4 protein-coding genes and 1 pseudogene are annotated in these 4,480 nt (G+C 28.6%); all 5 read left to right on the forward strand.

What is annotated here, in order from left to right; translation table 11 throughout:
* Positions 1-870 (forward strand): annotated as a pseudogene (locus KYD98_RS17915) (hypothetical protein); the annotation flags it as partial.
* Positions 855-1,439 (forward strand): hypothetical protein, encoded by a 585-nt coding sequence (locus KYD98_RS17920; RefSeq protein WP_219781414.1) that lies wholly within the window; start codon positions 855-857, stop codon positions 1,437-1,439. The pseudogene KYD98_RS17915 and the gene KYD98_RS17920, both read left to right, overlap by 16 nt.
* Before the next feature lie 1,149 nt (positions 1,440-2,588).
* Positions 2,589-3,464: a tyrosine-type recombinase/integrase gene (locus tag KYD98_RS17925; RefSeq protein WP_219781415.1), complete on the forward strand. Its 876-nt coding sequence runs from the start codon at positions 2,589-2,591 to the stop codon at positions 3,462-3,464.
* A gap of 14 nt (positions 3,465-3,478) precedes the next feature.
* Positions 3,479-3,865 (forward strand): hypothetical protein, encoded by a 387-nt coding sequence (locus KYD98_RS17930; protein ID WP_219781416.1) that lies wholly within the window; start codon positions 3,479-3,481, stop codon positions 3,863-3,865.
* A 14-nt stretch (positions 3,866-3,879) separates the two neighbouring features.
* Positions 3,880-4,023, forward strand: a complete 144-nt coding sequence (locus KYD98_RS17935; RefSeq protein WP_185165749.1) for a hypothetical protein — start codon at positions 3,880-3,882, stop codon at positions 4,021-4,023.
* The last annotated feature ends 457 nt before the right edge of the window (positions 4,024-4,480 follow it).

The following is a 4,480-nucleotide window of genomic DNA, read 5'->3' on the forward strand; positions in this document are numbered from 1 at the left end:
CTTAAGGATGACGGAAGTGTTGCAACAGAGTGGCTTTATGATCAAGGAAATTGGTATTATTTATATCCAGAAGGATCTATGGCACAAGATACAACAGTGAATGGGTGTTATGTAAATGATAATGGTGAATGGGTACATAACGTTGATTCTGAAGATGATTATATTGGAGACAATATTTATAGCCAAGTTACTAATGGGTCAGCTGTAACAGTAACTTGTGATGTAACTGGACTTCCTGAGGATGATCTTACTGTTGAGAGTTTTGTTAAAAGACTTGCTAATGGTAAAATTGTAAGAATATTTAAGAATGCAAATGAATTTTTTAAGTACCAGTTACTCATTGGCATGGGAGATGTTGATCTTGAAGAAGGTGTTATATATGTAACAGAGGAACAAGGGAAACTTGCAGATGTGGGTGCAGGCATGCTAACAACAGAATTAGGTGGAGAGTTTATCGCAATTATAGTTAATGGAGTACGTGCATATAAAAATATTAAGACTGGTGAAATAATATATAATGAGAGTTATGTTGCTGGTAGTGGAGCAGGAAATATAGAAAAGGGGGTAAGTAAAGCTCCAAAAGAGTTAAATCTAGAAAGCAAGCAAATAGGAAAAAAATGGGGTAAGCATAAAACTGATTATCCAGAAATGAAAAATTACAATGAGTATAAAGATTTTAGTAATGATATTTTCAAAAATCCAGAAAAAATAGTTTATGATAAGGTAAATGATGAATATCTTTATATTAGAGGAAATGACTTATTAAGGGTAAAGCCAAATGGAGAGTTTATAAGTACGTACCCAGGTGTATCTAGTAGTAGAGTTACAAATGCAATAAAGGATGGAGGAGTATTATGGGAGCAACCTTAGATTTAAATATAGTAAGTACAAAAAATATTAATATTAATAAGATATTAATACTAATGGAGAAGAGTTTTAACGTAAAAATAGGAGTAAATGAAATTGAAATTATTGATGATTGGGAATACTCAAATGTTATTTATGAATTAGAAATTGATAATGTATGTAAATATATTGAAGTTGGTAAAATAGCTAATATTCAATTAAATGCAAATAATAAATTTAAAATGGGATGTCAAATTGAGAAGGAAAATGGTATTTATTTAACAAATTTATGGATAGATACTGAAAAATTACAACATCTAGATTCTAATTCGATTATAGCTGAAAATGAAATGTTTTATAATAAACTTATAGATATTATTTCGGAGTTATCCAATATTTATGAGATTATAATTTCATCTGTTGGAGTAGAATCAACTTTAGAATATAGTCAAGAATTAGAAGATGTTATAAGAGAAAGTGAAAATATAAATATGTGGTTTATAACTAATAAAGCTTTAAAAACTATTGAAGGATTTCATATGGAAAAATTAACAGATAAAGTTAATGTGTTTAAAAAATTAGTTGATGCATAAATAAATCAAAACTTACTGCAAAAAGTATGTAGCTTTCAAGAAGTCATATAAAGTATAAAAAAAGATAGAATAATAAGATTCATAATATTAATAATGCAGTGTAAGAAGTTAAAAAGGTTAATGTTTCAGTAATTGGAGCATTAATCTTTTTTTCTTGTATAGAAATATCTTTAAAAGTCAAGATAAATAGGATTAAAAACCACTATAAGCTGATAAGCTAAGAAATGCTAGGTTCAGTAATTCCACTTGAAAGTTAATGGAATTCGTAACAATAATATATACAGTATAGAATTTTTAATGCTTAAACAGATAAAGGTATCTGATAAAGGAGTTCCTAGGCAATCAACACTAGCACCTTTAGGAGTCAGTAAAACAAGCATAGAAGATATGTGTAACCTGATAAGCTAGGAAATCCTAGTCTCAATAATTCCACTTAAAAGTTAATGGAATTGTGAACATAATATATGTAGTAGAAAAAGATAGAAAATCACTAAAAAATAAAAAGAATTGATAGAATAGAACATAATAATAAGATAGCTGAGTAGAATAACTAGAGACTTGGAACTGGGGACTAGGAAATTGTAACGGGGGGTAGGGGGGAATAAGGACTTGAAAGAATTGAAATAGATAAATAAAAATCTATTTCAATAAAAATAAATAGGATAAAAGAAATTGAAGAAAAGATAAATAGTAACTAATCAGAATAAAGAATGACTAAGTAATTAACATACAAAAGATAATTAATCAAGAAAGATAATAAATACAATTGATTAAGAAGAAGTAATAAAATGTATCAGTTAAAGAAAATCTAATCAGTTAAGAAATTGAGTAATAATCAATGTAGAAAATATAATTAAATAACCAATCAGTAAAATAATAAAATCATTCAATGGAATAAATAACTGAAAATACAATTCATCAATCAATAGAACTATAGTAAAAAACAACGATAATACATCAGAAAACAGAGAATTTATAAAATGTGAATAACAGTAGCATTCAGATTGAAAAGCTGTAAATAATGGATAAATCAACTGAATTTAAAATAGATGATAAATATATATTATAAATCTGATAAAAGAGTTAATGTTTCTAATCAAGGAGCATTGACTCTTTTCTATTTTAAAGAAGTTGAAAGGAGTAATAATAATGTGTCAATTAATTGAGGATTTCAAGATAAGTTTAATTGAAGATGGAAAGAGTCATAAAACAATTGAAAGCTATGTTGGTGACATTAAAGCTTTCATAGAATTTCTAGGAGATAAAGGAGTTGAATTTAATGGTACGTTACAACGATTCTACGTAGTAAGCTACAAGAACTTTCTAGTAGAGAGTAACTACGAAGTCGCAACAATCAATAAAAAGATTAATAGCATTCATGCATTAAATAGATACCTTGTAGCAACTGGAGCAATGAAGGAAATAGTTGTAGAAAATTCTAAAGATAGAGTAAAGATAGCCTATGGTTCAGAGAAACAAGTGGAAGTTTACAGTGATAGGGAGGTTGAGAGGATATTGTTTTACATTCAGAATGAGGAGAAAGTAAGTAAAAGAAATAAGGTAATTGTAATGTTACTACTTTATACAGGAGTTAGAGTAAGTGAGCTATGTAGCATTAAGATAAAAGATATTGATTTCTTGAACTATTCCATAAAGATATACGGCAAGGGAGGAAAGTTTAGAGAAGTACCATTGAAATTTGATTTAGCTGATGTAATTAAGGAATACATTAAAGACAGAGATTACAGCTTAAAAGATTCAAAATATCTAGTAATAGGTCAAAGAGGAGCATTAAGAAGGGATGCAATAAATACAATGCTAGAAAGATTAACTGAGGAGATAGGAATGGTAAATAAATTAAAACCTCATACCTTTAGACATACTTTCTGTACAAGGTTAATAAATAGAGGAGTACCAATTTCAACTGTAAGTAAACTAGCAGGTCATAGTAGTGTAGATACCACTGCAACATTTTACATTAACAGTAGCAGAGAAGAAAAACTAAAAGCTGTAAATCTACTGTAGGGAGGATTAAAGAAATGATAATAATAAATACATTAGAGGACATAGAGAAAGCCGAGATAACTCCATTGGAGTTGAAGAATGAAATACTACAACATTTTCAAGAAATAGCTGAAAGTGTTGTAGATAAATACTGGAGGATGTACAACTTAAAAGAAGTTGGAGACATTGTAATACTTGAGGATGATGATTCAATAGAAGCTTTAGATAAATACAACATGATAGACAAGCAATCAAAAAAGATAACATCAATACCAGAGTTCACAGAAATACTTCTAATAGGTGAGGTTGAAATAATGAAAACAACTTGGGTTCTAGGAGATTCCTTCGGTATAACCCTATACCATAAAATCGGTAAACTAGGCACAGAAAACGAAAAGTTTTTAAGTGTATATAAAATATAGGAGGTAGAGAAAAAGTGGAAATAGTCATACTAATTGCAAGAATAATACTATTAATTTTAAGTGGAATGTCATCAGTTGGAGCAGTTGAAGAAGTAGCGAAAGCTAGTGGTGTAGCATCAGCAATATTGTGGAGTAAGCTACCTAGTAGATTTAAGTAGGGCGTAATAGGGCAGATGTTGGACACATTTAGGTCACATAAAACATAGATAAATCAATGTGTTGGGTGGATGGGATATAAAATTAATAAAAACTCACTAATAATTAATTCAATAAATACTAAAAAATAAAAGAAAATTTACTAAGCAATAAGCCCATACGCCCTAAGCTAATAAAATCAATGGTTTCAAGAAAATAAATAAGCCCAGATTAAGTCCATAAAGAACCCAATAATAAAAGGTAAATATCGTTGTAATCGTAATGTCGTCATGTCAATAATGACGATATTTTCAGTTGTAACATGGTAACTGGAAATTGGAAAATAACCTTCAGAGAAAATAAAAAAGAGAAAAGGAGATTGAAAGAGGAATAGAGAGAAAATAGCTGACTTACGGACAGTTAATAACCATATAATTGGTAATATCTATTTTAACAAAAAAATTATTTTTTAAAATATAA

It is taken from the genome of Clostridium weizhouense (assembly GCF_019431045.1).
Lineage (GTDB): Bacteria > Bacillota > Clostridia > Clostridiales > Clostridiaceae > Clostridium > Clostridium weizhouense.

Excerpts from the sequence above, each read along its gene's own strand:
- KYD98_RS17920 (WP_219781414.1), top strand. The coding sequence starts at position 855 with ATGGGAGCAACCTTAGATTTAAATATAGTAAGTACAAAAAATATTAAT.
- KYD98_RS17925 (WP_219781415.1), top strand. The coding sequence starts at position 2,589 with ATGTGTCAATTAATTGAGGATTTCAAGATAAGTTTAATTGAAGATGGA.
- KYD98_RS17930 (WP_219781416.1), top strand. The coding sequence starts at position 3,479 with ATGATAATAATAAATACATTAGAGGACATAGAGAAAGCCGAGATAACT.